This is a genomic window from Undibacterium sp., from assembly GCF_030683615.1.
GTDB classification, from domain to species: domain Bacteria; phylum Pseudomonadota; class Gammaproteobacteria; order Burkholderiales; family Burkholderiaceae_D; genus Undibacterium; species Undibacterium umbellatum.
The window spans coordinates 1-26,417 of record NZ_JAUXQE010000027.1 but is presented as its reverse complement, the minus strand read 5'-3'; the positions used below and the strand labels follow the sequence as shown (position 1 = coordinate 26,417).

19 protein-coding genes, 1 pseudogene and 1 riboswitch are annotated in these 26,417 nt (G+C 51.3%); of the genes and pseudogenes, 12 read left to right on the top strand and 8 right to left on the bottom strand.

The genetic code is table 11. From position 1 onward, the window contains the following. The first annotated feature begins 4 nt into the window (after nt 1–4). From Q8K39_RS14115 to thiE, 9 genes are all read left to right on the top strand, one after another. Nucleotides 5–2,101 (top strand): TonB-dependent siderophore receptor, encoded by a 2,097-nt coding sequence (locus Q8K39_RS14115; RefSeq protein ID WP_305261122.1) that lies wholly within the window; start codon nt 5–7, stop codon nt 2,099–2,101. A 172-nt stretch (nt 2,102–2,273) separates the two neighbouring features. Then, a complete protein-coding gene (locus Q8K39_RS14110; protein WP_305261120.1) occupies nt 2,274–3,458 on the top strand; it encodes an ABC transporter substrate binding protein in 1,185 nt (394 codons plus the stop codon). Between the two features lie 171 nt (nt 3,459–3,629). Continuing rightward, complete coding sequence (locus tag Q8K39_RS14105) at nt 3,630–8,162, top strand: EAL domain-containing protein (RefSeq protein WP_305261118.1); 4,533 nt, start codon at nt 3,630–3,632, stop codon at nt 8,160–8,162. Nucleotides 8,163–8,231: 69 nt separating this feature from the next. Beyond that, nucleotides 8,232–10,361 (top strand): diguanylate cyclase, encoded by a 2,130-nt coding sequence (locus tag Q8K39_RS14100; protein ID WP_305261116.1) that lies wholly within the window; start codon nt 8,232–8,234, stop codon nt 10,359–10,361. 70 nt (nt 10,362–10,431) lie between these two features. Next, a riboswitch (TPP riboswitch) is annotated at nt 10,432–10,533 on the top strand. Nucleotides 10,534–10,618: 85 nt separating this feature from the next. Next, nucleotides 10,619–12,532, top strand: a complete 1,914-nt coding sequence (gene thiC, locus Q8K39_RS14095; protein ID WP_305261113.1) for a phosphomethylpyrimidine synthase ThiC — start codon at nt 10,619–10,621, stop codon at nt 12,530–12,532. A gap of 2 nt (nt 12,533–12,534) precedes the next feature. Further along, nucleotides 12,535–12,735, top strand: a complete 201-nt coding sequence (gene thiS / locus Q8K39_RS14090) for a sulfur carrier protein ThiS (protein ID WP_370868607.1) — start codon at nt 12,535–12,537, stop codon at nt 12,733–12,735. A gap of 73 nt (nt 12,736–12,808) precedes the next feature. Continuing rightward, the gene (locus Q8K39_RS14085; protein ID WP_305261111.1) at nt 12,809–13,600 is read left to right on the top strand and encodes a thiazole synthase; all 792 of its coding nucleotides are present in this window, start codon (nt 12,809–12,811) and stop codon (nt 13,598–13,600) included. Then, a complete protein-coding gene (locus Q8K39_RS14080; RefSeq protein ID WP_370868606.1) occupies nt 13,600–14,418 on the top strand; it encodes a hydroxymethylpyrimidine/phosphomethylpyrimidine kinase in 819 nt (272 codons plus the stop codon). The genes Q8K39_RS14085 and Q8K39_RS14080 overlap by 1 nt, the downstream gene beginning before the upstream one ends. Continuing rightward, nucleotides 14,415–15,059 (top strand): thiamine phosphate synthase, encoded by a 645-nt coding sequence (gene thiE, locus Q8K39_RS14075; RefSeq protein WP_305261109.1) that lies wholly within the window; start codon nt 14,415–14,417, stop codon nt 15,057–15,059. Before Q8K39_RS14080 ends, thiE begins: the two co-directional genes overlap by 4 nt. A 28-nt stretch (nt 15,060–15,087) precedes the next feature. Here the strand turns inward: thiE and dapA are convergent, their stop codons facing one another. Both dapA and Q8K39_RS14065 read right to left on the bottom strand, forming a co-directional pair. After that, nucleotides 15,088–16,038, bottom strand: a complete 951-nt coding sequence (gene dapA / locus Q8K39_RS14070) for a 4-hydroxy-tetrahydrodipicolinate synthase (protein ID WP_305261108.1) — start codon at nt 16,036–16,038, stop codon at nt 15,088–15,090. 112 nt (nt 16,039–16,150) lie between these two features. After that, nucleotides 16,151–16,294, bottom strand: coding sequence for a hypothetical protein (locus Q8K39_RS14065; protein ID WP_305261107.1), 144 nt, complete (start codon nt 16,292–16,294; stop codon nt 16,151–16,153). 91 nt (nt 16,295–16,385) lie between these two features. On the opposite strand from Q8K39_RS14065, the gene Q8K39_RS14060 reads away from it, so the two are divergent. Next, nucleotides 16,386–18,677: a UvrD-helicase domain-containing protein gene (locus tag Q8K39_RS14060; RefSeq protein WP_305261106.1), complete on the top strand. Its 2,292-nt coding sequence runs from the start codon at nt 16,386–16,388 to the stop codon at nt 18,675–18,677. Nucleotides 18,678–18,918: 241 nt separating this feature from the next. Here Q8K39_RS14060 and coq7 read toward each other — a convergent pair whose 3' ends face one another. After that, nucleotides 18,919–19,569: a 2-polyprenyl-3-methyl-6-methoxy-1,4-benzoquinone monooxygenase gene (gene coq7 / locus Q8K39_RS14055; RefSeq protein WP_305261104.1), complete on the bottom strand. Its 651-nt coding sequence runs from the start codon at nt 19,567–19,569 to the stop codon at nt 18,919–18,921. A gap of 355 nt (nt 19,570–19,924) precedes the next feature. Between coq7 and Q8K39_RS14050 the strand changes: the two genes are divergently transcribed. Then, entirely contained in the window at nt 19,925–21,061 is a 1,137-nt protein-coding gene (locus tag Q8K39_RS14050; RefSeq protein WP_186956304.1) for a porin, read from the top strand. 377 nt (nt 21,062–21,438) lie between these two features. After that, a complete protein-coding gene (locus Q8K39_RS14045; protein WP_305261102.1) occupies nt 21,439–22,512 on the top strand; it encodes a porin in 1,074 nt (357 codons plus the stop codon). Between the two features lie 255 nt (nt 22,513–22,767). On the opposite strand, the gene Q8K39_RS14040 is transcribed toward Q8K39_RS14045, so the two are convergent. From Q8K39_RS14040 to Q8K39_RS14020, 5 genes and pseudogenes are all read right to left on the bottom strand, one after another. Beyond that, nucleotides 22,768–23,592: a 2-keto-4-pentenoate hydratase gene (locus Q8K39_RS14040; RefSeq protein ID WP_305261100.1), complete on the bottom strand. Its 825-nt coding sequence runs from the start codon at nt 23,590–23,592 to the stop codon at nt 22,768–22,770. 49 nt (nt 23,593–23,641) lie between these two features. Then, a complete protein-coding gene (gene ruvB, locus Q8K39_RS14035) occupies nt 23,642–24,712 on the bottom strand; it encodes a Holliday junction branch migration DNA helicase RuvB (protein WP_186956307.1) in 1,071 nt (356 codons plus the stop codon). 3 nt (nt 24,713–24,715) lie between these two features. Next, nucleotides 24,716–25,297 carry a Holliday junction branch migration protein RuvA gene (ruvA, locus tag Q8K39_RS14030; protein WP_162060791.1) on the bottom strand — a complete coding sequence of 194 codons (582 nt, stop codon included), beginning with the start codon at nt 25,295–25,297 and terminating at the stop codon, nt 24,716–24,718. Between the two features lie 124 nt (nt 25,298–25,421). After that, nucleotides 25,422–25,964 carry a crossover junction endodeoxyribonuclease RuvC gene (ruvC, locus tag Q8K39_RS14025; protein WP_305261095.1) on the bottom strand — a complete coding sequence of 181 codons (543 nt, stop codon included), beginning with the start codon at nt 25,962–25,964 and terminating at the stop codon, nt 25,422–25,424. A gap of 341 nt (nt 25,965–26,305) precedes the next feature. Further along, nucleotides 26,306–26,417: pseudogene (locus Q8K39_RS14020) on the bottom strand (IS5/IS1182 family transposase); the annotation flags it as partial.

Below are 26,417 nucleotides of genomic sequence, written 5' to 3'. Positions count from 1 at the left end.
GGACATGATGAGACGCCTTATCACCACGCTAAATGCCCTGAATTTTGCTATCTTGCTGCTGGCACAGCCGCAGCTGGCCATGGCTGACGAGCCACAAAATGAAGAGGACCTGGCCCTGGTATATGGCGACAAGTCTGTCATTAGTGTTGCTACCGGTTCGGCCATGCCTTTGCGCCGCGCACCTGCCGTTGCCACAGTGATCACGGCTGCGGACATCCAGGCAACCGGTGCTACCAGCCTGGACGGCATACTGGAAACCGTGCCTGGCTTGCATGTAAGCCGGTCCACTGTGCTGAACATGGGTATTTACACGATACGCGGGGTACGCAGTACCTTGAACAATCCTCAAGTGCTGGTGCTGATCAATGGAACACCATTAACGAACGCTTATAGCGGCGACCGGGGGCTGGTTTCTGCCGACATGCCGCTGGAAAATATTGCCAGAATAGAGATTATTCGTGGCCCCGGTTCCGCCCTGTATGGTGCAGATGCCTTTTCTGGCGTGATCAATATTGTCACAAAAACTGCAAAAGAGCAGGAAGGAAGCCGTTTCGGTGTCAGGCTGGGTTCCTTCAATAGTCGTGACGCCTGGGTTTTACATGGGAGTAAATGGGCGGGCATCGATGTGGCAGCGTCCCTGCAACATAGCCGTACTGCCGGGCCACGCCCTTTGGTGGAGCGTGATGCCCAGAGCGGATTTGATCAATTGTTTGGAACCAATGCTTCGCTGGCCCCTGGTTACGGAAATTTCGGTCGCGCCGCCACTGATGTCAATCTTGAATTTGCTTACGACAAATGGAATCTGCATCTGGGAGTCATGCACAGAGAAAATTTGGGAACTGGCCCAGGCATAGGTCAGGCACTCGATCCCAAAGGCTGGGCTAGCAGCCGCAGGTTTACCAGTGATCTGAAATATAAAGATCCTGTTATGGCCAGGGACTGGGGGGGGGAAGTCAATGGCAGTTTTACTTATTATAATGAAAATGCCAGTGTCTATATTTTTCCTGCCGGGGCTTTTGGCGGCGCATTCAAGGATGGTTTTATCGGCAGCCCTTTCCGCTGGGAGCGCCATGAAAGATTGAACGCGACCGTGCATTACAGTGGTTTTTCCCAACATCATCTGCGTTTTGGCCTAGGCATGTCAAAAGAAGACTTATATAAGGTCCGCGAGACGAAAAACTTCAATCCAGACAATTCACCCATTAATGCAGGTGCTTTTTCCGATTTGGTCGATGTTACTGACACTGTCCCTTACTTACGACCACATAGCCGCTTGTTGAAGTATGTCTACGTGCAAGATGAGTGGCAGTTTGCCAAGGACTGGACCCTGACTGCTGGTATCCGGCGTGACCAGTATTCCGATTTTGGTAACACGACCAATCCAAGATTGGCCCTGGTTTGGGAGGTCGACTACAACCTGACCGCCAAGCTCTTGTATGGCAGCGCCTTTCGTGCCCCTGCTTTTGAAGAGTTATATGTCATCAATAACCCTGTGGTGAATGGCAACCCGGCATTGAAGGCGGAAAAAATGCGTACCACGGAAGCCGCATTAAGCTGGCAGACGCAGTCAGGCTTGCATCTGGGTTTGACCCTTTTTCATTATCAGATGACGGACATTATTCGTGTCAGTAATAATTTTTTGCATGAAAATGGTGGCAGCCAGAGTGGTCGGGGCTTTGAATTGGAAGCAAGCTGGGATGTGAACAGGGATATTCGTCTGGCAGGTAATATCGCTTACCAGCACGCGATTGACGACATGCTGCAAAAAGATCCGGGTCTGGCACCACGCCGCCACGCCTATCTCCGTGCTGACTGGCATGCACCAACAGGATGGCGCGTCAATGCCCAGGTCAATCATGTCGGCGACAGGCAACGCGAACCCAGTGACTCCCGTCCGAAGATACGGGATTACACCACTCTGGATCTGACTATAGGTAGTAATAACAAATATGCTGGCTGGGACTGGACTGTGTCGGTGCGCAATCTCTTCAATGCCGATGTGCGCGAACCCAGCCCCTACAGCACACCTTTTGTGAGTTTGCCAAATGATATTCCCATGGCGGGACGATCAGTGTTTGTGCAGTTTGGCTACAAGTTGTAAAACTGAGTCATTTCGATTTTTGAAAAGATTGGCCGCCAGCCAGAAAGAACGGGCAGCACCAGTGATTTTGGTATGGGGACAGAAGTAAACCTGTTAATGTTGATGGCTAAGATGGCAGCCGGGGAAAAATTGCAGGAGTGCAATACACCTTGCAGTGAAAATCAAAGAAAGAATGAAACACTTGATAGCGGAAACCTGCTCCTCCTCTGTATTCAAGATCCATGCTGATCGTGCCCGTTGCAAAACTGGCGGTAAGCTGGAAGTGTTTCGACACGCCCGCTGGTTTGCGTTTGTTTGCTGGCTACTGTTTTTGACTTTCCCAGCCAAGGCTCAACAGCCCGTACCTTTCTATGATCTGGCTATGTTGCAAAATCAAAAACAGCTCGTGCATACGCCAGTCATGGCGCAAGATTTACGCATGGGTCGTCAATATGGTGAATATCTGGTGTTTGCTGATGTTGCTGGTCAGGGCAGGCGTCAGGATGCGAGTAGTGGCGGCAGTCTGGCCGTGCTGTATCCCGATATGGGCGAGCCGTACCGCAGCATTTTTGCCAAGATCATAGAAGGTATAGAAAGTAAATCGCGCTTGCCCGTCATCAGTATCCCGATAGGGCAAAAGCCCGAAGCTGGTGAATTGAATACCCAATTGAAACGCAGTGGTGTCAAGGTTGTCATTGCCCTGGGTCGCCAGGGTGTAAAACTGGCCAACAATCTTGATCGCGAAATTGCTGTGGTGGTTGGTGGTGTCTTGAACATCCCGGAAAGCGAAAGCCGCAGCATGACTGGCGTTAGTCTCATGCCAGATCCGGTGTTATTGTTTTCACGCTTGAAGAGCCTGCTGCCAAATGTCAAAAGAGTCATTGTCGTGTATGACCCTAAAAATAATGAATCTTTGATCAAACTCGCCCGCGACGCCGCCAAACAGCATGGGCTGGAGTTGCTGGCCTATGAAGCCCGCGACCTGGCCAGTGCCGCTCATCAATATGAAGCAGCTTTTACCAGCGCCGACAAGCGCGATGCCCTGTGGCTGCCGCAAGATTCCACCACGGTCGAAGAAGGCAGTATCCTGCCCCTGGTCTTACGTGAATCCTGGAGCCGTGGCATTCCTTTCTTTTCCAGCAGTTTCCTGCATGCTAAAAAAGGTGCACTATTTGCCTTGTACCCTAATAACCTGGAACTCGGTCACAGTCTTGCCATGGCAGCACAAAGTGCGCTGAGTGGGGATGGCCGTAAATCAGGTGTATCACTCTTGCGTGAAGTACTGGTCGCCGTGAATTTGCGCACGGCCAGTCATATAGGTTTAAACATTGATTATCAAAGCCAGCGAAGTTTCGATTCGATTTTTCCTGAGCCTTGAATGATGGCGCTGCAGCACCGAGTATGAACGAGTCTGCATATGCAGAAGCAAACAAGCCAAGCATGGAGCCATAGCTTAGCCATGACTCCATGATCTTGAATATTTTGAGACATATTGTTGTTTGTCGTTGCGATGTGACGGTAGATGGCGCTAAGTAAATTTGGTTCAAGCATGAAGTTTTTCAGCAATTATTTTCGGCGTACCGGTTTTAGCCGCCAATTGACCGTCATTATTACGGCGGCCATTTTGGTATTGGCGCTGTTTTCCTCCATCATGAACTCATGGCAGGCCAGCCATCGCATGCGCGCTTATTTTGTGGTGCAAGGCCAGCAAGTAGCAGAAAATCTTGCGCGGCAAAGCCGCCTCGCGCTCTTGTATCACTCTGCTGACAATGCCAGGGAAGTCGTAGCTACCACACTGGCATTTCCCGATGTTTTGCAAGTCGAAATCGCCAATGCCGAACATAAGGTCTTGCTGTCACAGAGCAAGCCCGGCGTTAATCTGCCGCCTTTACAAACCCAGCCAACTGAGCAATTATCCAGTGCCAGACTTGAACAGGAAAGCGACCAGGACTGGCGCTTCAGCGCTCCCGTGATAGGTGGAGAAACTGAAGCATCACCTTTTGAAGTGCAGGAAAGCAAGCCACAATTGTTGGGCTATGTTCATGTCGTGGTTGGCAAGACCACGCTGAATAAACTGGTGATGTCCTTATTGCTGGGCAACCTTGGCATCACCCTGTCATTTGCCCTGATCTTGCTGGCCTTGATACGCCTGGTGTCGCGCCAGATGATACGTCCGCTGAATCAATTGTCCTCACTCATGGGCAGGGCCGAGGCGGGCGAGTCTGGCATGCGTGCCACGCCCGATGGCTCAAAAGACATCATAGAAATGGCGCATGCATTCAACCAGATGATGGCCGTGCTGGAAGAGCGCGAGGCAGAACTCAAGCATTCACGCGACCAGGCGCTGCACACAGCCGTTATGAAGGCGCAGTTTGCTGCCACTGTCAGCCATGAAGTGCGCACGCCTTTGAATGGGGTGGTCGGCATGCTCGACATGCTGAAAGAAATGCGCCTGACCAAACGCCAGCGGGAATGCGTCGATGTGGCCTGGAATTCATCCCAGGCATTGATAGAGCTGATCAATGACATCCTGGATTTTTCCAAGATGGAAGCTGGTAAGGTCGAAGTCGAAGAAATTGAATTTGACTTGAATAAAGTGCTGGCCGAAGTGCTGGAATTATTGTCCAAGCAGGCCCAGCAAAAGGGCCTGGAACTGGCCTACCTGATTGCTGATGATGTACCGCTACGCATTAAAAGTGACCCCTTGCGCCTGCGTCAGATACTCATCAACCTGATTGGTAACGCCGTCAAGTTTACCGAGCGAGGGGAAATCGCTGTGCGCGTGGTTCTGACCGAGCATCCTGGCAGTACGCAAGATGGGGCCCGCTTGAAATTGCGTTTTGACGTCAGCGATACAGGCATAGGCATGTCGCCAGATGCGGTGTCAAATGTCTTTGAATCTTTTGCCCAGGCTGACCGCAGCACCACCCGAAAGTATGGTGGTACAGGTCTGGGGCTGGCCATTTGCAAACAACTGGTGGCACTCTTGCATGGCGAGATAGGCGTCAGCAGCATATCTGGCCAGGGCAGCAATTTTTATTTCAGCATGCAATGCCATGCCACTGTGAGTGATCAACAAAGTGAAAAAGCCAGTTTGCTGAGCAGCGATTTGCAAGATGAACGCGTGCTTATCGTTGACCCCAGCGAAATCCTGCGCGACTTCCTGAGCCAGAATCTGGCCCGGCACGGCATCTTGTGTCGTGCCGCCGAAGATGGTGTACAGGCATTGAATTTGCTGGACCTGGCAGCCAGGGAAGGGTCGCCGCATTCGCTGGTGATCATGGATGTCGCCAGTATTGATGACAATGGTGAAGAACTGGCGCGCCGCCTGCGTAACGATCATCGCTATAGCGGTGTCCGCACCCTGGCGCTGGACCGCTATGGCTGTGCTGGAGAAAATAATCCCTCATCTGCCGACATTTGCCTTGGCAAGCCGGTGCAAATGGAAAGATTGCTGGAAGCGCTGCGTCATTTGCTGTTGACCACGGTTCATTTGCAGACTTCAACTGCTGCTATGGCTCCTGCTCCCATGCAATCAAGGTCGAACGAGGTGGCACGTCATAATGGTCAGCATGGCCTGCAAGGCGACTGGCGTGTACTTGTGGTCGAAGATAACCGCACCAATCAGATGGTGGCGGCAGGCATGCTCTCGTTGTCTGCCTGTCATTGTGAGTTTGCCGGCAATGGCAAGGAAGCAGTAGAAGCAGCGCGCCGCAATCGCTATGACCTGATACTCATGGATTGCAGCATGCCGGAAATGGATGGCTATGAAGCCACAGTGCGCATACGCAGTTATGAAGATGGTCTGGGCAGACGTACACCCATCGTCGCCATGACCGCCAATACCCAGCGTGGAGATGCTGAAAAATGCCTGGCAATTGGCATGGATGATTACCTCGCCAAACCCATCACCCTGGTCGATTTACGCCACAAACTGGAGCGCTGGCTGACACACGGCGGCGCTGCAGGGCGTGCCCTGCCTGCTGATGGACACTTGCAGGCACTGGACAGCCAGCCACTTGATCGTGTGGTCTTTGACAAGCTGCGCGATATACTCGGGCCGGGTCTGCAGCAAACTGTATCCCTGTTCCTGGAAGATACCCCCATATATCTTGAGCAGTTACACCAGGGCTTGCAGCAGGGCGATGCCGAACTGGTGCGTGCCATGGCTCACTCCATTAAAGGCAGTAGCGGCAACTTGGGAGCCAGCAATCTGTTGCAGTTTGCCAAGGAAGTCGAGCAACTGGCACTGGAGAGACATTTGTCAGAAATAGCTCCTCTGTTAAACAGCCTGCATCAAGCCTATGAAGCAGTAGCGGCTGAACTGGGAAATGAAGTTTTTCTGGAAAATCGTGAAGCGGTGACCCATAGCCGTCAGGTTGCCAAGGTGTTAGTGGTCGATGATGATCGCAGCACACGTAGTACCTTGCGCCATACCCTGCAAAGAGATGGTTTCAAAGTCGAAGAAGCTGCCGATGGATCGCAAGCACTCCTGATGTTGAAACGCATGCGGCCCGATGTCATCCTCATGGACGCCGTCATGCCTGTCATGGATGGTTTTACTGCCTGCACCCTGATACAGGAAATGCCACGCGGCCGCAGCATACCGGTGCTGATGATTACAGCACTGGAAGACAATAGCTCGGTAGAGAGAGCTTTTGCTGCTGGTGCCTGCGACTACATCCCCAAGCCCATCCATTTCGCCGTGTTGTCGCAACGTGTGCGCCGCATCATAGAAGCAAACCAGGCAGAAAAACGCATACGCCACCTGGCCTTCAATGATGTGCTGACGGGTTTGCCGAATCGTACTCAGTTTCTCGATCAACTGGGGCGCAGGTTGGCACTGGCAAAAGAGAACGGCGAATCGGTAGCCGTGCTGTTCCTGGATCTGGACAGGTTCAAGAACGTCAATGACACCCTGGGCCATGATGTTGGCGACCGCCTCCTGATCGCTGTCGCCCAACGCATACGCCGCAGCGTGCGCAATGCCGATTGCGTGGCACGCCTGGGTGGTGATGAATTTACCGTAGTACTGAGTGAGTTGGCTGACCCGGCGGCCGCCGCATCGGCTGCGCAAAATATCTGTCGTACCCTGGCCAAACCCTTCCAGATAGATAGCCACGATATTTTTGTGACTGCAAGTATCGGTATCTCGGTCTATCCGAATGACGGAATGGATGTCGGCACCCTGGTCAAGCATGCCGATACCGCCATGTACCGGGCCAAGAAAACCAATACCGACTTTCAGTTCTTTGAAGCAGCGATGGAACATTCCATCTCTGAGCGAGTGCGTCTGGAAAATGACTTGCGCCGTGCGCTGGAACGTAATGAACTGGCAGTGTTTTACCAGCCACAGGCGCGCATCGATACCGGCGAGATCATAGGCATGGAAGCACTGGTTCGCTGGTTTCATCCCAGCCGCGGTATGGTATCGCCGCTGGAATTCATTCCCATGGCAGAAGAGACAGGTCTCATCATCGCACTGGGTGAGTGGGTCTTGCGCACAGCTTGCGCGCAAATGCGCAACTGGATGGATAAAGGCTTAGGGCATTTGCGGGTCGCGGTGAATTTATCGGTCAGTCAGTTGCTTGAAAAGGATTTCGCCAGCACGGTAGAGCAAGTGTTGATCGACACAGGTTTGCCAGCCAAATTGCTGGAGTTGGAAATTACCGAAAGCACTTTGATGGAGCATGCGCAAGATACCCTGGCAGTACTGGACCGATTGCGCAGCCTGGGTGTCAGACTGACCATTGATGATTTCGGTACTGGCTATTCATCGCTGTCTTACCTCAAGCGCTTTCCTGTCGACATCATCAAGATAGACCGCTCTTTCGTGCGCGATATTCCCGGCGATGTCGACGATGCTGCCATCGTCACTGGTATCATTGCGCTGGCCCATAGTTTGCGTCTGGAAGTGGTGGCCGAAGGTGTGGAAACCCGCGAGCAACTGGATTTCCTGCGCACGCAGTCTTGCGACATCCTGCAAGGTTTTTATTTAAGCAAGCCGATACCAGCACAACAGTTGGAAGATGAAATATTGAGCCAGGTCGGCAGCGTATTTCTGGATCAACAGGGAAAATAAAAAGATGGGCTATTGCGTCCGCGCAGTAGCACCAGTACGAGAGACCAAGACAGATCAATGAGGGCTTGCATGCTGCAGCTTCACACTTTCAGATGGAAAAACAGCCTGGTGCAGGGATTGCTTAGCATCAGTTTTCTGGGTATGAATGCGTCTGTCTATGCGCAAGCAAAAACTGATTTTTCTGAGATTAAATCGATACATACATTGTCCGATAGCGACAACACGGCAGCACTGAAAAAATTACAGGAATACAAGGAGAAATTAGGCAAGGATGCCGACTATGTGCTGCGCGCAGAAGTCTTGAAAACTCTGATAGGCATCTTGTATGACGCAGGAAAAATCAAGGAGGCTGATGCTGCTAATGCAGAGTTGCTGCAACTGGCAAAATCCCGCAATGATAATGACATGATCAGCCTGGCCCTGATAGGTGAGGCTTTTCAATTGATGGATCAGGGCAAGTTTGCCATGGCTCTGGTCAAGCTGAATGACATACAGCAGAGCTTGCGCGATACCAAAAATGCTGAAGTTATCATGCGTTTGAATATCGCTTTTGGCATGGTGCAAATGGCGATAGGCAATTTTGATAAGTCACTCTCGTATTTTCTCGAAGCCCTGAAGCAGACAGACCAGATACCACGTCGCCAGGTGCAGGCCAAGCTGTACCGCATGGAGTCCATCGCCAGGCTGTACCTGCATATGCATAATGCGGAAAAGGCACTGGAAACTACCAATGATGCATTGGCGATGCAACCCAAAACAGAATCGCCCAAAATTATTTCATCACTGCAAATGACGCGCGGTCTGGCCCTGATTGATCTCGGGCGGCATGACGAAGCTTTTGAAGCCTACAAAATCGTATTGCAAATTGCCAATGAGGCTGGCATGCCAGCGTTGGCAGCAACGGCTCTGGGCAATATATCTGACTATTACCTGAACGTGCGCAAATTTGCCGAGGCGGAGCGCGCAGCCCGGTTTTCTCTGGAAAAAGCCCTGTCTGTACAAGATCCTTTTTCCATCGCTATTGCCAAAGCAAACATTGGTTTCGCTCTGGCCGGCCAAAAGAAGTTTTCTCAGGGGATAGAATACATCAATGAGGCCAAGAAATTTTTCATGGAAACTGGCTCCAAGTCGGATGTAGAAAGTTTGCTCAGTGAAATCGGCAATATGTTTGAAGCTGCCGATATGCACAAGGAAGCTCTGGCGATAGTACGCGAACAGCAAAAACTCAGCGATGAATTATTCAGGTCCGACCGGGCCAGGGCAGTGGCTACCTTGCAGGAGCAATTCAATGCGGAACAAAGAAAAAAACAGATTGAATTGCTGGCTCGTGAAAATCAATTGAAAGATGCAGAGATAGAAAACCGTCAGTTACAGCAAGTCATACTCATGCTGGCAGGTGTGTTGATGGTGATGGTCGGTGCGGTGATTTTCTTCCTTTATCAGCGGGTGCGCAGGACCAATGAAAAACTGCGTGAAGCGAATGAGCAACTTGAATTTCATGCCGTGCGTGACCCTCTTACAGGCTTGTACAACCGTCGTTCTTTTGTCGATATGATGAAAGGAAGGATCATCTTGCCGGAGGGAGAGCGACGCGAAGATGCGCTCGAAAACCCGGATTGCCTGATACTCATGGATATCGATCATTTTAAGAATATCAACGATAACCATGGCCATGCTGCAGGGGACGCCGTGCTGGTTGAGGTGGCGCGTCGTCTACGTAGTACGGTGCGCGACAGTGACATGGTCTTGCGTTGGGGCGGAGAAGAATTTCTGATTTATTCACCGCGCACCAACCCTGCTCAGTTGAAAAACCTGGTGGACCGTATCCTGCGTAGCATAGGCGAAGAAAGCATGGAGGTAGATGGCATGCTGGTGCCAGTCACGCTGACTGCAGGTTTCATCAGTCTGCCATTTTCTGGACTGCCAGAAGCTGTTTGTAACTGGGAAAAAGCCTTGCAAATTGCCGACATGGCGCTGTACCTGGGCAAGGTCAATGGCCGCAACCGTGCCTATGGTGTCAGCAAATTATTGATTGCTTATGAAGAAGCCTTGCCCGTACTCGATCATGATTTATCTGCCGCTATCAAGGCAGGTATGGTGGAGTTGGCAGAAGTGCATGGACCGGTCCGGCAAGCCGACAACCCTCAACCTGCTTCGCAGGGCACGCAAGATGCTGACTTGACCAGCATCATCAAATAAATCACCTGAGTTTAAAAAAGTCGTATAATCTGGCGTCGTCGCGGTTCTGGATTCACTTTCAGAACCCGAAGAAAAATGCTAGGGGTCCTGCCATCAATCTTGTTGGCGGGTGAGAAATACCCTCGAACCTGATCTGGATAATGCCAGCGAAGGGAAGCTGCCGAAGTTTGTGCCGCCCGTATTATGTTTGATCTATGCGCGCACCTTTTTTGGAAACTCCTTTGCTGGCTCCATGCCAACAAAGCAAAGGAGCCAAAATGAACGCCAACCCGCAATTCTTGTCCGCTACCGCCACGGTAGACGAGGCAGCCATACAGCCACTGCCGAACTCACGTAAAACCTATATACAGGGCAGCCGCCCCGATATTCGCGTACCCATGCGCGAAATCAGCCAGTCGGATACACCAGCCATGTTCGGCTCGGAAAAAAATCCGCCTATCTATGTCTACGATACCTCCGGCCCTTACACCGATCCCGATGTAAAAATCGATATCCGCTCTGGCCTGGCATCTGTACGCGGCGCCTGGATAGCCGAGCGCAATGACACCGAAGAACTGGCTGGCCCTACTTCAGAATACGGTATTGCCCGCCTGCATGACCCCAAACTGGCTGAGCTGCGTTTCAACCTCAAACGCCTGCCACGCCGTGCACTGGCAGGCAAGAATGTCTCGCAGATGCACTATGCACGCCAGGGCATCATCACGCCGGAAATGGAATTTGTTTCCATCCGTGAAAACCTGCGCAGAAAAGAATATCTGGAAAACCTGAAAGCTTCCGGCCCCATGGGCAACAAGCTGGCAGAAGTCATGGGCCGCCAGCATCCAGGCCAATCTTTTGGCGCCTCCATTCCAGCAGAAATAACGCCAGAATTTGTGCGTTCAGAAATCGCCCGTGGCCGCGCGATTATTCCTGCTAACATCAATCATCCAGAGATAGAGCCCATGATCATAGGCCGTAATTTCCTGGTCAAGATCAATGCCAATATCGGTAATTCAGCAGTTACCTCTTCCATCGGCGAAGAAGTCGAAAAAATGACCTGGGCAATACGCTGGGGTGGTGACAATGTTATGGACCTGTCCACAGGAAAACACATACACGAAACCCGCGAATGGATCATTCGTAATTCACCCGTACCTATCGGCACCGTGCCCATCTATCAGGCACTGGAAAAAGTGAATGGCAAGGCAGAGGACCTGACCTGGGAAATTTTCCGTGACACGCTCATCGAACAGGCAGAGCAGGGCGTCGATTACTTCACCATCCATGCTGGTGTGCGCCTGCAGTATGTGCCAATGACGGCCAAACGCCTGACCGGCATTGTGTCACGTGGTGGTTCCATCATGGCCAAATGGTGTCTGGCTCATCATAAAGAAAGCTTTTTGTACGAGCATTTCGAAGATATCTGCGAAATCATGAAAGCCTATGACGTGTCTTTCAGCCTCGGTGATGGCCTGCGCCCTGGTTCCATCTATGACGCCAATGATGAAGCACAGTTAGGTGAATTGAAAACCCTGGGGGAATTGACCCAGATCGCCTGGAAGCATGATGTGCAAGTCATGATAGAAGGCCCTGGTCATGTGCCCATGCACCTGATCAAAGAAAACATGGACCTGCAACTGGAGCAATGCCATGAGGCACCGTTCTATACGCTGGGCCCATTGACGACTGACATCGCTCCAGGCTACGACCACATCACGTCCGGCATAGGTGCCGCACAAATAGGCTGGTATGGAACGGCCATGCTGTGCTATGTGACACCGAAAGAGCATCTGGGTTTGCCGAACAAGGTCGATGTCAAGGATGGCATCATCACTTACAAAATCGCTGCTCATGCCGCCGACCTGGCAAAAGGCCATCCCGGTGCGCAGATCCGTGACAATGCCCTGTCCAAGGCACGTTTTGAATTCCGCTGGGAAGACCAGTTCAACATCGGCCTCGACCCCGACAAGGCACGCGAATTCCATGATGAAACTTTGCCCAAGGATTCTGCCAAGGTTGCCCATTTCTGCTCCATGTGCGGACCACATTTCTGCTCCATGAAAATCACGCAGGAAGTACGCGACTATGCGAATGCACAAGGCATCAGCGAGATTCAGGCGTTGAAACAGGGCATGGAAGTCAAGGCCGTTGAATTCATCAAATCCGGTGCAGAAATCTACAAGAAGCAATAGTCATGGTGGAGATACAGCTTAATGGAGAGGTGCGGCAACTGAGCAGTGCGCTGCTGGCAGATTTGATTGCAGAACTGAATCTGTCGCAGCAGACGATTGCGGTGGCGGTGAACCGGCAGATTATTCCACGGTCGCATTGGGAAGAGCATCAATTGCAAGGCGATGACAAGGTGGATGTTGTACGTGCTATAGGTGGTGGTTGAGGTTTAAGCTCCTTCCCCTTGAAGGGGAAGGAGTCAAACAGCCAAATGGCTTCCAAAATTTTGGAGAAAAAACATGAACACAGAAAACAACCCAGGCTTAACAATAGCCGGAAAAACCTACCGCTCCCGCCTTTTGGTCGGCAGCGGCAAATACAAAGACCTCGAACAAACCCGCCTGGCAACAGAAGCCAGTGGTGCCGAGATCATCACGGTGGCAATACGCCGCGTGAACATAGGGCAAGACCCGAATGCACCCAGCTTGCTGGATGTAGTGCCACCCAGCAAGTACACCATACTGCCCAACTCTGCCGGTTGCTACAATGCTGAAGATGCGGTCTATACCCTGCAACTGGGGCGTGAATTATTGGGTGGCCACAAACTGTGCAAGCTGGAAGTGTTGGGCGATGAGAAAACCCTGTTCCCGAATATGCCCGAGACCCTGAAGGCCGCCAACACCCTGGTACAGGATGGTTTTGATGTCATGGTGTATTGCAGCGATGACCCTATACAGGCACGCATGCTGGAAGACATAGGCTGCGTTGCCATCATGCCGCTGGCTTCGTTGATAGGTTCTGGCATGGGTATTTTGAATCCATGGAATCTGTCGCTGATTATCGAGCAAGCCAAAGTGCCGGTGCTGGTGGATGCCGGTGTTGGTACAGCATCCGACGCCGCCATTGCGATGGAACTGGGTTGCGATGGCGTGTTGATGAATACCGCAATCGCTGGTGCCAAAGACCCTGTACGCATGGCACGTGCCATGGGCCTGGCGGTAGAGGCGGGACGAGAAGCTTTTCTGGCAGGCCGCATGCCGCGCAAGTTTGCAGCGTCGCCGTCTTCCCCCATGGCAGGCCGCATTGTTTGATGAAGACGATGACGCGACCCTGCGTGCTGGTATTTGCCGGGCATGATCCTAGTGGCGGGGCTGGCATACAGGCCGATATAGAAGCCATCGCCGCGCAGGGCGCGCATGCCTTGCCGGTGATTACGGCATTGACGGTGCAGGATAACGACCATGCCTATGCCGTGCATGCAGTCGATGTACAAATCATTTTGCAGCAAGCCATGACCCTGGTGGCCAAGATGCCGGTCAAGGTCATCAAGCTGGGTATCGTCGCGCACAAGAAAAATGCCACGGCGATAGCCAGCTTCATTCAAAAGATGAAGCAGCAACATGCAGATCTGCAAGTCATTGTTGACCCGGTATTGGGCAGTGGTCATGGTGACAGTTTGTCGCTGGATGATGCGGTGCAAGCCATTGAGCCTCTGTTGAAAATAGCCACCCTGATCACCCCCAATTTGCCTGAATTAAAGCGACTCTCACCACAAGTAGACGATATGCAAGCGCAAGTCGCTAGCCTGTTGCAAAACACAGGCGCAGATGTCTTGCTGAAAGGTGGCCATGCAACAGAGGCACAGGTAAAAAACATCTGGTTCCAGCATGGGCAATGGCAGACTGCACAAGAGTGGCTGTGGCCGCGTTTGTCCGGCGAATTTCATGGCAGCGGTTGTACGCTGGCATCCGCAATTGCGGGGCAGTTGGCAATCGGGATGACTTTGTCTGAAGCTTTGCAACAGGCACAAAACTATACACAACAAAGCTTGCTGTATGCCTATGCCATCGCTGCAGGCCAGCTTATACCTGCACGCCAACCCGCGTTGTTTACAAGGAAAAAATCATGAATACTGTGGGCTCTTATCAATTAAGTGGTCTGTATATCGTTACCCCTGACTGGGAAGACACCGCTCAATTGGTTTCCATCACAGAACAGGCTTTGCAAGGCGGCGCAAATATCGTGCAATACCGCCACAAAACCGCCAGCCCGGAACTACGCAAGACCCAGGCACGGGCTTTGCTGGAATTATGCCGCCGCTTCAATAAACCTTTCATCATCAACGACCATCTGGAACTCTGTCTCGACATTGATGCAGATGGCTTGCATGTAGGAGGTACGGATCTTTCCGTGGCGGACGCGAGGGCAAGGTTGGGGGCAGACAAGATACTGGGCGCATCCTGCTATGGTGACCTTGAGCTGGCGCGTACTGCCGTCAGGGGTGGTGCCAGCTACATTGCCTTTGGTGGTTTTTATCCTTCCCGTATCAAGAAATATGCGGTGACCACTCCCGTCAGCATCGTCGGCGATGCGATAAAGGAATTTGATTTGCCAAATGTCGTTATAGGCGGCATGACACTGGAAAACTGTCAGCCCTTGCTTGCTCAGGGGGCTGACATGGTGGCAGTGATCAGCAGCGTGTACATGAGCGAGCAGCCGCAACTGGCAGCACGGACATTTACGCAATTGTTTGCTGACAAGGTCGGGTGACCTCCATATTGAAATTTGATGATGTATATCAAGAGATGGGCTCAAGATCTTGTAGGCGCGCATATGCTTGCAAGATTTTTTCTTGCATCGCACTACTGGCAGACAACATAGGTCCACGCAAGACGTCTTGCATGGAATGTATGGAAGCAAGCGCAGCTTTCAAAGGTGCCGGATTAGGCTCTTCAAACAGCGACTGCATGAGGGGTAGCAAGTGATAAAAAATTGCCCTGGCCTGTTCAAGTTGCCCTGCTCTGATCTGTGCCTGCAAGCGGAGGAACAGATCAGGTCGCAAGTGTGCAGAAGCCAGTATGCCACCTGCACCACCCAGGCAGAGTGTCGTGAATAACTGATGGTCTTCTCCCGCCAGCACCTGGATATCTCCATCCATGATAAGTTGCATGGTGGCTTGCAGATTACCGCCGCAATCCTTGATGGCGACAATATTGGGATGTCTGGCCAGTTCTTGTATGGTAGCCAGTTCCATGTTCACGCCGGTACGGTAGGGGATGTTATATAGCAGCACGGGTATAGCAGAAGCATCTGCAATTTCATGGAAGTAGTGCAGGATGCCTGCTTGTGATGGGCGTATGTAATAGGGTGGAGTGACCAGAACACCGGCAACGCCTCTTTGTCCTGTCTGTGCCAACCTGTGCAAGACTTGCCCCATGTGATTGCCGCTCAAGCCCATGATGATTTGATGGGCAGGAACAACAGCCAGTACCGCATCAAGCACTTGCAATTGTTCTTCTGCACTCAGGGCTGCGGCTTCACCAGTAGAGCCACAGACCACCAGGCCAGCCACACCTTCGGCGATCAGCTTGCTGGCCAACGCCTGCAGGGCCGGGAAATCTACTTCCGCTTCTGCGCTGGCGCAAAATGGCGTGACCAGGGCGACCCAGATGCCGGAAAAATCAATGCGTCTGATCTGATGGACAGATTCAATATGTGTATTGCTGGAACTGCTGAAGCTGCTGGACATGCCTGTTCTCCTGTGGACCGGTAAAAGACCCGTCAGCAGTTGACATGGAGTGCAAGGGAAGAAAACCGTTTTGCCATCCTGTCAGCTCACCTGACGGGACAGCACGCCCCGGTCAGATGAGCGTCTGTTTCTTGGCTTTGGCAAAGACCATGCACAAAGCAGCGTTGCTTTGTACTTGTTGCTGATCTTTGTCCAGAGTTTGCATAGTAATAATGGCTTTGTTGATGTGTCGATTATCTGCGGCTTTCAATTGCATTGTCAAGGCTTCACATTTTAATGCCCAATAAATTTTCCTTTGGAGAACCTGGGCTTAAAGTGCTGAGGGCTTAGTCCCGTATAATCTGCCTATGCAAAATTTACTCCACAACTTAAATCCCGAACAACTTGCTGCCGTGACCTTGCCGGCACAGTCTGCCCTGATTTTGGCTGGCGCAGGTTCTGGCAAGACACGTGTGCTGACTACCCGCATCGCCTGGCTGATACAGACTGGCCAGGTCTCTCCTGGTGGTATTTTGGCCGTGACATTTACCAACAAGGCCGCCAAGGAAATGCTGACGCGCCTGTCGGCCATGTTGCCGATTAATACACGCGGCATGTGGATAGGGACTTTCCATGGCCTGTGTAACCGCCTTTTGCGCGCCCATCATCGCGACGCCGGTTTGCCATCGACTTTCCAGATCCTTGATTCTGGTGACCAATTATCCTTCATCAAGCGTTTGCTGAAGGCTAATAATATCGACGATGAAAAATTCCCGCCCAAGACCTTGATGTATTTCATCAATGGCGCGAAGGACCAGGGTTTGCGTGCGGCGCAAGTAGATGCTTATGACGACTTCAACCGCAAACTGGTTGGCTTGTATGATTTGTATGACGCCCAGTGTCAGCGTGATGGCGTGGTTGATTTTGCTGAGCTGTTGTTGCGTACTTATGAATTGCTGAGCCGCAACCAGCCGCTGCGTGAACATTACCAGGACAGATTCCGCCATATTCTTGTCGATGAGTTTCAGGATACCAATGACTTGCAATACAAGTGGTTGAAGCTGATGGCTGGAGAGGGCAGCAAGAAGGGCGGTGCTGTCTTTGCTGTTGGCGATGATGATCAGAGTATCTATGCCTTCCGTGGTGCCAATGTCGGCAATATGTCAGCCTTTGAGCGTGAATTTCAGGTCCAAAACCTGATCAAGCTGGAGCAGAATTACCGCTCGCATGGCCATATCCTTGACAGCGCTAATGTGCTCATCGAACACAATAGCAAGCGCCTGGGCAAAAATCTACGTACTGATGCTGGTCATGGTGAGCCGGTGCGCATCATGGAATCGAGCAGTGATATACAAGAGGCTAACTGGATCATAGAAGAAGCCAAGAATTTGATACGTGAAGGTTCTTTGCGTAGCGAGATTGCCATCCTGTATCGTTCAAACGCGCAGTCGCGGGTAATAGAGCATGCACTGTTCACGGCGAATATCCCTTACCGCGTATATGGTGGCCAGCGCTTCTTTGAACGCGCCGAGATCAAGCATGCCATCGCCTATTTGCAATTGATGGACAACCCGCATAATGATTCTGCCTTTTTGCGCGTGGTGAATTTCCCTACCCGCGGCATAGGTGCGCGCTCGCTGGAGCAATTGCAGGATGTCGCCAAACAGCAAAATATTTCCATGTATGCTGCTGTGCCTTATGTGGCTGGCAAGGCCGGTTCTTCGCTGGGGTCTTTTGTCAAGTTGATAGAGGGTGTGCGTTTTGAAACACAGAACCTGCCTTTGCCCGAGATGGTCAAGATCGTGCTGGAAGTCAGCAGCCTGCTGACGCATTACCAGACTGAAAAAGAAGGTGCAGACCGCATAGAAAACTTGGAGCAGTTAGTTAGCGCTGCCACTCTGTTCGTATCAGAAGAAGGCTTCAATAAAGAAGCGCCAGCATTTGCTGGGCCTGCCAGTAGCGCTGCAGTCTTGCTGGAAAGCGGGAATGGCGATCAGATCATTGATGCTGACGCAGCACTGCCAACGGTGATGTCACCACTGTCTGCTTTCTTGTCTCATGCTTCACTGGAAGCGGGTGATAATCAAGCCCAGGCAGGGCAGGATGCCATGCAGTTGATGACCGTGCACTCAGCCAAGGGCCTGGAATTTGATGCGGTTTTCATCACCGGTCTGGAAGAGGGTTTGTTCCCGCATGAGAACAGTGCGCAGGAAGAAAGTGGTGTAGAGGAAGAGCGCCGTCTGATGTATGTGGCGATTACTCGTGCCCGCAAGCGCCTGTATCTGAGTTTCTCACAAACCCGCATGCTGCATGGCCAGACACGGTACAACATGCGTTCACGCTTCCTCGATGAATTGCCGGAAGAATCATTGAAGTGGCTGACTCCGCGTGTACAACCGACCTGGTTTGGCAACAAAAAGTCTGCCTGGGATGAGGCACCGGATGATGCTGCCAACCGCATTTCGCAGACTTTTACCAAGAATCATGACAGCATGAGCTGGCGCATAGGCCAGAATGTGGCTCACGCCAAGTTTGGTGAAGGCGTGATTGTGAACCTGAATGGGGGTGGTGGCAGCGGCAGCTTGCGGGCACAAATCAATTTCGGCAAGTTTGGCATGAAAGAACTGGATTTGAGCATCGCAAAGCTGGAAAAGATTTAGCTAGCAGTCCAGAGCAAGCGCAGGTGCAAGGTTGTATTTTGCTCTTTTACCATTCAAGAACCTGTTGATAATCTTACTGCGCGTGCTCAACCGGCGTCCACTCGGGGCTCAGGCACTGGAGTAAATTGCGCTTTTTGCGCTGCGCTTAATTTACCCTGAATGTTGCTCTGACCCCGCTGATGCACGCTCGATTCAGCTCCTAAGCAGGCTCTAAGGATATTACTTTTTTCACATCAAATCTTTAAACATAATAAGCCGTGGTCGTCATGACCTTGGCCATCAGCTTCATGCCTGCCTGCACTGGTTGCGGTAGGGCACTGGCACCCAAAGCCTGGGCCGCAGCACCATGAGCAATCTCATCGAGACGCATTTGCTCAACGATGGCGCGTGACTTCAAGTCTTGTGCAGGCAATTTTTCCAGATGGCTGGCCAGATGCGCTTCTACCTGTTTTTCTGTTTCGACTACAAAGCCCAAGCTGACGGTATCACCAAATTTGGCGGCCAGCGTGCCGCAGGCATACGCTCCGGCATACCAGAGCGGATTGAGCAGACTGATATGTGAATTCAGTTCTTGCAACCTTTTTGCAGTCCAGGCCAGATGATCTTCTTCTTCTATGCCGGAATGCTGGAATTGCTGCCGTATGTCTTCCGTGTGCGCGTTCGCGCCTTGTGAATCATACAAGGCCTGGGCGCAAATTTCACCAACATGATTAACGCGCATCAAACCTGCGCTATGGGCTTTATCTTGCTCGGATAAATTGTCATCAGGCAATTCATGTGCGGGGTTCGCCCGCCTGGCAATCGCCTGGCCACTTATGACGCGCAAAGCTCGGTCAAATTTGCCAATCAACTGATCGAGGCTACCCTTGGGTGATGCTGATAATGGGGTCATATTGTTCTTTAAGTAGACGACTAGAAGGGGTTGCGCTGATAACGCACAGCCAACACAGTGCCTATTGTAGGAATGTTTGGCGTTTCGCGCCATCAGACCAACTCTGGAAACCTACAAAAAACTTAATGTTCTAATAATGAGAAAGAAGATGCTTGTTGTGATAACGCCACATAAAATTTGCTTAAATACGATCGTTCGCAAATTCTCTTTGCCCAATTTCCTTTAATTTGTTTCAATAGAATCTAGCTTCTTAATCAGCAGGTTTCGAAGTCTTGGCAAGACTGAATAGAGTATAAAAGGCTGACTGCTAACCAGGTGCAGCCACATAATTTTAATAATTTTGGAGACGCATTCAATGAAAAAATCGATACTGGCATTCGCAGTTTTGAGCGCATTTGCAGCAACAGCCTCAGCGCAATCTTCCGTCATCATCTACGGTATCGTAGATGCGGCAGTTGTCGCCACCACCAACGCAACAGCAAATGGCGGTTCCAAATTCTCCATGGATGCAGGTCAGTTGCTGACTTCCCGTTGGGGCATCAAGGGTTCTGAAGACCTGGGCGGCGGCTTGAAAGCGAATTTCAATCTGGAAGGCACGTTGGCCAATGATACTGGCACGGCCGGTGCAGGTTATGGTGGTAATGTATTCAATCAGGTTGGTAGCAATACTTCCTTGTTTGACCGTCTGTCTTGGGTAGGTCTGTCTGGCAGTTTTGGTAGCGTCACTCTGGGCCGCAATAATATTCTGGGCGTTGACTCTGTCGGTCTGGCCGACCCTATCAGTCTGGCACACGCTGGTTCCAATCCTAACGTCATGGTTAGTGCGTTGAATTCAGGTGCACTGTATGGTGGTTTCGGTACTAACCAGGGCGGTTCGGGCTTGCGTCAAAATAACTCGATCAAGTACGTTTCTCCAATTATGTCAGGCTTCGGTGGTGCTCTGATGTATGGCTTTGGTGAAAAAGCGGGCGACAACACTGCAAGTAACTATGCCGGTGTGTCAGGCTTCTTTACTGACGGCACCAATGGTGCAGCCCTGTCTTATGCCAAGCTGAAAGACAATACTGGTGGAGCTAGTTTGTCTGGCTTTGCAGGTGGTGCGAAGTTCAAAGTTGCTCCAACTGTCATGCTGCGCGGTACTTATGCACATACCAAAGTTGAGGGCAAAATCAAGATTGATGCACTGCCAAATGCTGATGGCCGCAAATTGGCTGTGATAGGCCTGGGTGCAGACTTCAGCTTGTCTGATCAAATGACCTTGACTACCGCTTTTTACAATACCAAACGCTCTGGTGATATCAGCGGTAAGGCAGATCAATACATTTTGTTGGGTAAGTATGCATTTAGCAAACGTACAACGGCCTATGCTTCTTTGACTTATGCACGTGCTGGTTCTGTAAATGCACAAGATGTATCCCTGGCTTTGGGCATCATCGGTGCAGGTAACAGTTCGGCAACCCGGACAGCAGTGGGTGTGTTGCACGCATTCTGATAATAAATATCGGTCTTTATTTGCAAAGGTCGCTTGCGCGGCCTTTGCAATTTTGTTTTCACCGCATTTTATTTGTAAATGCATAGTCTTTAAGCAATAATTTCATCTGGTCAAGCTTGCTTTAATTGCATTAGAATACTTTCTTTGGTGGCAATTTTTGTTGCTTATCCGAGACATTATCGCCCCATATTCCCTCCAAAAGCCGATTTAGCTTGGCTGTCTAACACCATTTTTGGTCAAATACGTTAACTTCTTTTTAGCAGTCTTGTTGGATCTTAAGTATTAGCGCGTTTCGTACGATCAATTTTTGGCTCTGTTTTGCGCGAATTGTGCTTAATGTAGTTCATATCAATGTGAAATCCTTTGGAGAAATATCAATGAAAAAATCACTCATCGCTCTGTCAGTTTTGGCTGCTGTTGCTGGTACAGCACAAGCCCAATCTTCCGTAACTATCTACGGTGTTGTAGATATGGCCTTGCAACATCAAAACACTGGCGATCCTGCAGGCTCTACTCTGGCCTTGGATAGCGGTATTCAATCCGGCTCCCGTTTGGGCTTTAAAGGCTCTGAAGATCTGGGTGGCGGTCTGAAAGCTAATTTCCAATTGGAAATGGGTGTCAATGCTGATACAGGTAGTTCCGCTCAAGGTGGCCGTGCTTTCGGTCGTCAAGCTTGGGTAGGTTTGTCTGGTGATTTCGGTTCTGTGAGCTTCGGTCGTCAATACACGCCTATGTTCGTTGCGATTGATACTATCGATCCTTTTGGTACAGGCATGATTACTGGCACAGCTGGTTCTGGTACTAGCTCTTTGGGCGTCGGTACTTACTTCCTGTGGGATAACTGGAATTCCATCCGCGTCAATAACTCCGTTTCCTATAGCACCAATTCCATCAGTGGTTTCACTGGTACAGCAATGTATGGTTTCGGTGAAGTTGCTGGCAATAACACTGCAGGTCGTTACTATACTTTGGGCGGTGCTTATTCCGCAGGTCCTTTGAATGCAAACCTGGTGTATAACAACTCCCAGAATGCAGCCGGCAACAATGCAACTAAGGCAATTTTCCTGGGTGCTACCTATAATTTCGGTATGGCAACAGGTCACCTGGCTTTCGGTAAAGTAAGTGATGATGGCAAGGGTGCTGCTGGTGTTGATCGCCGTACTTGGATGTTGGGTGCAACGGTGCCTGTAAGTACAGCCGGTGCTGTGGTTGCTAGTTATATCCGCTCTTCCAACCAAAACAGCGCGTTGAAAGCAGCTGACGGTAATCACATTGCTGTTGGTTACACACATTCCTTGTCCAAGCGTACTAACGTGTACACTTCTTTGTCTCGTGCAAGTAACGATGCAAACGCCGCTTTGGGTAGTGCAGACTCCGCTGCAAATTTCCATCCAGTACCTAACGGCGCAACAGTCCGTCTGGTCAACGTTGGTATCCGTCACAAGTTCTAATTTTATGCTGACTTAAGTCAGTATAGAAAAAGCTTGGCAAGACTGAAAAAGCACCCTTAGGGGTGCTTTTCTCATTTTAGTGCTAAAGCTATCTGAATGATTCCTGATGGTCGCTTCCAGGCTGGTCTGCTTGTTTGTGCTGCGACCGCAAAAAAGGCTGACATCATTTATGCCAGCCTTTCTGTCCATCTTCTATAATTTGTTAATTGCTAAAATTCATGAAGTTATCCGCAATAGGCCAGCCGTTAGCGACTTTTATGCAAAACTGACACTCAGGCCTGGTAAAGGGATGCCAGAGAAAGCGGTGCCCCAGGTTTGACCTGGCAGGACCGGATAGGCATCTGTCCAGGTGCCAGTGGTGATAATCTCGCCAGCCTGCAACGGTGGAAATTGCGGTTGTTTTTGCAGCAAACCATGCAAATACCAGATCGCATGCAATGGGCTGTCCAGCACATTACTGCCATAACCCGCACTCAGCAATGAGCCATCACAAGACAGGGAGACGCTGGCATTGGCCAGCAATTCAGCCAGATGCTGGCGACTGGAACTCGACAAAATACGTGGCTCACCGATCAGCAGGGTGCCGTGCAAGCCCAATGCCGCTATTGCATCGGCGGCCTCAAACTTCCAGTCAGGGTAGGGGCTGACGACGATCTCTACGCCATGTGCCATCCATTCAAGGCAATCCGCCAGCTCTTCTATGCAGGCATCAGCAGCAGGCGTCCTGCCCAGCTTGAATACCACTTCCGGCTCTATACGTGGTTGCAATGCGCCTGTCAGGCTTTGGTAGGCATGGTTGTCTTCCACATAGCGTACGGTGCTATCGAAAAGGCTGCTCCAGATAGGTTCGCGTATGGCGGCTTTCTCTCCATACTTGGTCCACAGCTTGCGGTTGGTAAACCCCAGTTTGCGACCTATGCGTACCTCGCCTTCGGCGGCGCGTATGGTGTCAGATGCTTTGGCAATGTCATAGGCATCCGCGATGCTTAATTCGAACTGCCAGCTCAGCGGGCTGACATTCTGGGTGTGTGCCCTTGCTTCAAGAAATGCATAGGCATGTTGTTCGGCTTGTAAGGACATGGCATCAAATTTGGTTGTATTGAGCACTAACCAAGAAGCGGTCGAGGTATTAGCTACCGCCCCATAGGTCACCGTTATTGCCCGACCTTGGCATGGTTACGCCAAAATGTTCATAGGCAGATGGGGTTGCTATCCTGCCTCTGGGCGTGCGTTGCAAAAAACCCTGCTGTATCAGATAGGGTTCCAGTACATCTTCTATGGTGTCGCGTTCTTCTCCTATGGCGGCGGCAACATTGTCCAGGCCTACCGGGCCACCGCCAAATTTGAAGAGGATGGCTTCCAGCAGTTTTCTGTCCATCAAATCAAAGCCAACGGCATCGACATCGAGCATCTTCAAGGCAGCATCGGCAATGTTTTTGGTGATTTCACCATTCCCCTTGACCTCTGCATAATCGCGTACCCGCCGTAACAGGCGATTGGCGATACGAGGTGTACCGCGTGCCCGCTGAGCGATTTCACGCGCACCATCAGCCTGTATCGGGGCACCCAGCAGCGATGCAGAGCGGGTGACGATCTTGGTCAATTCTTCCGGTGTATAAAATTCCAGCCGGGCGACGATACCAAAACGGTCGCGCAGCGGATTGGTCAGCATGCCGGCACGGGTGGTGGCGCCGACGAGAGTGAAGGGCTGTAAATCCAGCTTGACTGAGCGCGCTGCCGGGCCTTCACCTATCATGATGTCGATCTGGTAATCTTCCAGCGCCGGATACAAAATCTCTTCTACGACTGGTGAAAGCCTGTGTATCTCATCAATGAAGAGTACATCATTGGCTTCCAGATTCGTCAGCAGGGCTGCCAGGTCACCGGCACGTTCCAGCACCGGGCCAGAAGTCTGGCGCAGGTTGACACCCATCTCACGCGCAATGATATGCGCCAGCGTGGTTTTTCCCAGGCCTGGCGGGCCAAACAGCAGGGTGTGATCAAGCGCTTCACTGCGCTGCCTGGCAGCCGTGATAAAAATTTCCAGTTGGCCGCGTATCTTTTCCTGCCCCACATATTCATCTAGTTGTTTGGGGCGTAGGGCGCGTTCTATCGCTTCTTCATTGGGGGAGCTGGGCGTCGCCGCAATAATGCGCGGCTCGCTGAAATTCGAAGAAAGATTGTCGGTCTGTATCGTCATCGCTTAGCCTTTGGACAATGCTTTCAATGCCAGCTTGATGCCATCAGAAACGCCACTACCTGCAGGCACCGATTTCATGGCCAGCAAGGCTTCTTTATCGGAATAACCCAGAGCCAGCAAGGCATTCAGGATATCGGCACTATGGTCGCCGGCTGCCAGTGCGGCAGTCGCAGTACCGAGGTCGGCACCTAGTTTGCCTTTGAGTTCCAGGAGCAGGCGTTCGGCGGTCTTCTTGCCTATACCAGGTACACGCGTCAGGCGCCCGGCTTCTTGCAGGGTGATCGCCTGTGCCAGGTCAGCCACCGACATGCCTGACAAAATGGAGAGCGCAGTACGGGCACCAACGCCGCTGATCTTGATCAATTGCTTGAATGTCGTGCGTTCTTCTGCAGTACCAAAACCAAACAGCACATGGGCATCTTCGCGTATCGCCAGATGGGTCAGCAAGACCACTTTTTCACCCAGGTGAGGCAGGTTATAGAAGGTGCTCATGGGCACGTCGACTTCATAGCCTACGCCCTGGCAATCGACCAGCAATTGCGGAGGATTCTTTTCTATCAAAGTACCTGCAATGCGACCTATCATGAGACTGCTTTCATACTGTATGAATAAGCAGTGATAGTAAACGATTCTTGTGCGTTTGACGAGGCAAATGCGGGGAAATTATATGGATATTGCGTTACTGCAATGAAATGAGTTCTGTATAGGCCTAGCCTACCAGACGCCCACCCTTGACGCGCAAGCCCTTTTTGGCCAGTCCCGGCGCAATTGCGCCCAAAGCCGCTAGCGCTTCGCCACTATGAGCATGGCAAATCGCGACACCCAATGCATCGGCAGCATCACTGCCGGGCACCCCCGACAAGGCCAGCAGGCGCTGCACCATGTCCTGCACTTGTTCTTTCCTGGCACGGCCATGGCCGACCACGCCCTGTTTGACTTGCAGGGCCGTGTATTCTGCCACCGCCAGATCCGCCGCCACCAACGCACAAATCGCCGCACCTCGCGCTTGTCCCAGTAACAGAGTGGATTGTGGATTGACGTTTACAAAGACTTTTTCTATCGCTGCGCAATCAGGCTGGTAAGTGCGTACTATCTCCGAAACACCTGACAATATCGTCTTCAAACGCTCGGGGAGAGTGCCATCGATCGTCTTGATGGTGCCTGATGCGATATAGGTCAGCTTGCTGCCTTGTTTATGAATCACGCCAAAACCGGTAGTGCGCAAGCCAGGGTCTATGCCTAAGATTTTCATGAAGTTTTTGTTGGTAGGTGGTCAGGTACAAATCGCAGGCGTTGCCGGACAGGTCTTGCCTGTGAGTATAGCGTATCAGTATGGGACTTTTAATTGTCGCCATGTAAGTGAGTAATTACTTTTGATATCCTGATTTGAGACGTACCGGACGGGGTTACACCATGTATTTATGTTCTTGATGCGCCAATGCCAGGCACATCGGTCTCAGTCACACACCTTAACAAAAATAGCAGATGTATGGCAGCTTGTTACCTGAAGGAGAGCTATGCAGTAAAAGTTCGCAGGTTTCGGTGTAGCGAAAATCAGGTGCAATCTAAGAACCTGTTCGAGATCTTTTTTGATCACCCCCGCCGCAAGAGCAAAGTGAGGAATGCCAAATTAACGAATTGCAAGCTGGTATTCAATTGTCGCTCACAGTTTTTCCAAAGGCGATGGCATTTCTCAAGCCAGGCA